The organism is Cytophagia bacterium CHB2, assembly GCA_030263535.1.
In the GTDB taxonomy this organism is placed as follows: Bacteria; Zhuqueibacterota; Zhuqueibacteria; order Zhuqueibacterales; family Zhuqueibacteraceae; genus Coneutiohabitans.
In genome coordinates this window covers 1-3,506 of the sequence record SZPB01000507.1, presented here as the reverse complement: position 1 = coordinate 3,506, position 3,506 = coordinate 1, and the positions used below count along the sequence as shown (strand labels likewise).

2 protein-coding genes are annotated in these 3,506 nt (G+C 53.0%); both read left to right on the top strand.

Annotation, left to right across the window (positions count from 1 at the left end):
* The first annotated feature begins 679 nt into the window (after positions 1-679).
* Positions 680-3,232 carry an FHA domain-containing protein gene (locus tag FBQ85_28065; protein MDL1878989.1) on the top strand — a complete coding sequence of 851 codons (2,553 nt, stop codon included), beginning with the start codon at positions 680-682 and terminating at the stop codon, positions 3,230-3,232.
* A gap of 32 nt (positions 3,233-3,264) precedes the next feature.
* Positions 3,265-3,506: hypothetical protein (locus tag FBQ85_28060; protein MDL1878988.1), on the top strand; the 242-nt coding region annotated here is incomplete at its 3' end.

Sequence of the window (3,506 nt, the reverse complement as noted above, 5' to 3'; positions counted from 1 at the left end):
CAGCGAAGTTCTGCTATCCACCGGCACGCATACGATTACCCTGCAAAAGCCGGGCTTTCTGGCAAAATCTCTGACGATCACGATTGATCCCAGCACGCCCTCCACCTACAACGAAGTATTGTCGCGCGTCGTGCGCATTTTTGCCAAGGATGTTTCGGATCCGGGCGACAATGACATTGGCGCGAAGGTGGTGGAATTGGTTTCCGGCGCACAAAAAGTGCGGACACGCTCGACCACGCCCTGCGAGGTGACGCTGCTGCCTTATGCCTATACGGCCATCCTATCCAAAGAGGGTTATCAAGATTACACGCTAACCATTCCGGCCAGCGGCAACATCGCCGTGGCGCGTATGGAAGCCGAGAAAATCGAAATGGAAGTAGTGGTGCAAGATGAAAATGATGACAGCCCGTTAAGCGGCGTGCAAATCAGCTATCAACCGGTATCGCAACCCAATGGCAATCCTTCATTTTTCGGCCAGACCGATGATACCGGCGTGGTGTTGAGCAAACTGCCGCCCGGCCACTATCGCTTTCTGGTTAAAAAATTTGGCTATCGCATGGCGGTGAAAGAATTGCGTGTGAACGCGACTAATAAACGTCTGGTGTTCAAACTACAACCTGTTTCCTGATTGCGTTAAGGGATTAATGTCACAGCCTTCCATGGGAAGGGAGATACGATCATGCCAAAGCTGGTTCTCAAAAAAAGAGCGGAAGTCTTAGCCGAATTTCAACTGAAAGGCACGAACTCCGTCTTCACCATCGGTTCCGAAGCCGGAAATGATGTGGTTATTGCAGACAAACAAGTCTCCATGACGCATCTGCAGATCGAGCGGCACGGCGCGCAATACTTTGTCCGCGATATGAAAAGCGCGTTCGGCACCTACCTCAACAATCGCAGGATTCAAGAGAAAACCGAGGTGCGGGACGGCGACGCCATTCAAATCGGCGAGCATACACTCGTCTTTCGCAATCCCCTGGAATCAGCACAGGAATTTTCCTCTGCAAACGCCGGCAGCGGCGCCATTAATGATTTTTGGAGCGATGTCAAAGAAGCAGTGATTGATGTCGTGCAAGGCGAATCGGCTCTGGGCAGCGACGATCGTCAACAGAACCGGCCCCACTTCTTCGATATCAACGAGCCCAGCGATCAGGAACGCCTCAAGCGATTGGAAGAGGCGGATGAATTCCGGGCGGATAGCCTAAAAAAAGAACTTTCAGAAGTTCTGGAACAAGTCTCCGCCGAAGAAGAGAAAGAAACGTTTCAAGCCAACCGTGAGGTTGAAAAATCGCCGTATTATTTGCTTGCGATTTACGGTCCCTATCTCGGCAAACGTTATCAAGTCAATTTCGGAGAAACCAGAATTGGCCGCGACGGGCGGCTCAATGACATCATTATTCGCGAAAATCGCAAAGGCGAAGTCGATCCCAGCATCTCACGGCGGCATGCCACAATCTCGTATCGCGACAGCAAATTTTATCTGAGCGACAAACGCAGCAAGAGCCGCACCTACTTGAATCAAGATCTGCTGGGCGAAACGGACGAATTATTCATCACGCCCGGCGATGAAGTTGAAATTGTGAGTGATCAGCAAAGCACGATTTTTCGCTTCGTTGCGGAAGGCAATTGGGATTTTTCGTATCCCAAGCGCGCCGGGGCCTGGTGGTTGCGTTATCGCGCGCTTGCAATCAACATCGGTACGGCGGCGTTGAGCATTATCAGCGCGATACTTTGCCTGCTGGCGTGGCAAGCACGATCCATCGCCACGCATGTCCCCTCTCCCTTCAAAGTGCAAAGCAAGGTCTATACAAAGCTCGATTTGACCGACCAAGAGAAGAGCATCACCAAGCTCGTACGCTCGGACAGCAAAATTCCTCCCAAGCCTGTGCTCGCGGATGTCAACGGCGATCAATACCCGGACCTAGTCGTTACCAAACCGGATGGCGCGTTGTTGGCGACGGATGGCAGCAGCCGGCGTAAATTATGGCAGACTAGCAGCATCGTGTTGGATCACAGCTTTCCCGCCGCGGCCGGCGATTTGAATGACGACGGCAAGGCCGATTTAGTCGCATTGACGGCGGATGCCCATCTTGTCGCGATTGACGGCATGTATGGCGCGGAGATTTGGACAAGCCCGTTCTTTGAAACTGAAATCATTGGCCCGCCGATTATCGGCCATTTCGATAACGACGGCAATCCCGACGTGGCCGTCATCAGCGCAGACGGTAGGCTTGAAGTGGGCTATTCCCGCATCTTCAAACCGGAATGGGTGGAGGTAAAAATGGGCATCGGGGCGCGTGCGCCGCTGTCTGCCGCAGACCTGGATAACGACGGCGATCATGAAATTTTGATCGGCACTGATCGCGGCCTGGTGTTGATCTTCGACGGCGTTGAACGAAAACTCGCCGGCACGCTGGATATCAATTTAAGCTTAAACAAGCTCAAAGGCAGTTATAATGAAGACAATCAAATTCGCCATCCCGTCGGGGTGGCTGATCTCGATGGCGATAAACGCCTTGATTTGGTGATTTCAAGCCGGCAAGGCAATGTGGTTGTCATTGATGTTTCCGAGAAAACTGCCGACGGTAAAATCAAGCCGCGCGAGTTGTGGTGGAGCAACATCGCGCGCTATGCGGGCTTTGGAACGGAATTTAGTTTTCCCTTCAGTTTGGGCGACGTCAACGGCGACGGCAAGTACGATGTCGTAGCGGCGGCTGATGACAGCACCTTACAGGCATTTTCCGGCGTCGCGCGCGAAGGTCAACAGCAAACGAGTTTATGGCGCGTTGCGAGCGGCACAGTTCTGCATCAACCTGCGCTCTTCGATTTCAACAAAGACGGCAGCGTCGATGTTGTTTATGTCGAGGAGTTGGGCGTCGTCAAAATTCTCAATGGCAAGGACGGCAGCGTGCTGTGGGAAGATCATACCGTGGTCAAACATCCTGCGGATATGCCATTGCTGGCCGACACCGGCGTGAACAACACGCTTGATATTTTGTTGTTGAATTACGACGGCACGACAAATGATTTCCGCACCAACCGCCGGGTTCCGGCAGGTACGATTGTCTGGGGCCAGCGTTTCGGCGATGCCATGAATAGCACAGCGCTCAACTATGTTGAACGCAGCCCGGGAACGTATACGGCGGCATTAATCTTTGGAATCAGCATGATCGTTTTGGTGAATCTCGGCAATTTCTGGCTGCGCCAGAGCCGCCGCAAATTTGCTAAAAGTTAAAGCGAGGCAGTGAAGCGGTAATGGAACTTTTCATGGCGGCAGCGACCGATCGCGGCACCGTGCGCGAATTGAATGAGGATTTCTTTTACTACTCCAAAAAGAAAAGCCTCGTGATTGTGTGCGACGGTATGGGCGGCCACAAAGGCGGTGAAACAGCCAGCCGCGTTGCCGGCGAAACGGTGCGCGACATTTTCCTCTATCCCGATCTCGCCGAGATTGCGCGTTTGGGTCAGGATATCACCGATCGTCTGCCGGTGTTGGCGTTACGCCTCGT